Genomic DNA, 374 nt, shown 5'->3' on the forward strand with positions numbered 1-374 from the left:
CGCAGTATAGTCGATCACCGCTGCCGGGGTAGTCTCTGCTGTTGGCACATATGCGTTCACCGTTACAGGCTGCGCTTCCGATACGAATGCTGCCGCTGTCGCTTTCGTGCGGACATAATAGGTATCCGGTTCAAGGGTTGTTACGCTTGTACCCGCAACATTCGACCAAGCACCTGCCGTTCCACGCTTATATTCCATCCCAGTATTCACATTGATGAGTGTGCCGTCCTTCGCATCAATCGCGGTTTCATCCGTTGAAGCCACACCCGCAGGTGCTGCCGGACGAGACGGAACATTCAGCGTCTGCGCCACGCTGTCTGTAGTCGCCGAACCGTCACCCTTTTTCACGATGCTTAATGACGTTCCCAGCCAAC

General features: G+C 55.1%; 1 protein-coding gene. It reads right to left on the minus strand.

Annotated elements, in window-relative coordinates:
* A partial coding sequence (locus tag C162_RS36530) for a hypothetical protein (RefSeq protein ID WP_162174506.1) occupies window positions 1–374 on the minus strand: 374 nt, incomplete at both ends.

The sequence above is a fragment of the Paenibacillus sp. FSL R7-269 genome (genome assembly GCF_000517865.1).
Lineage (GTDB): Bacteria > Bacillota > Bacilli > Paenibacillales > Paenibacillaceae > Paenibacillus_AQ.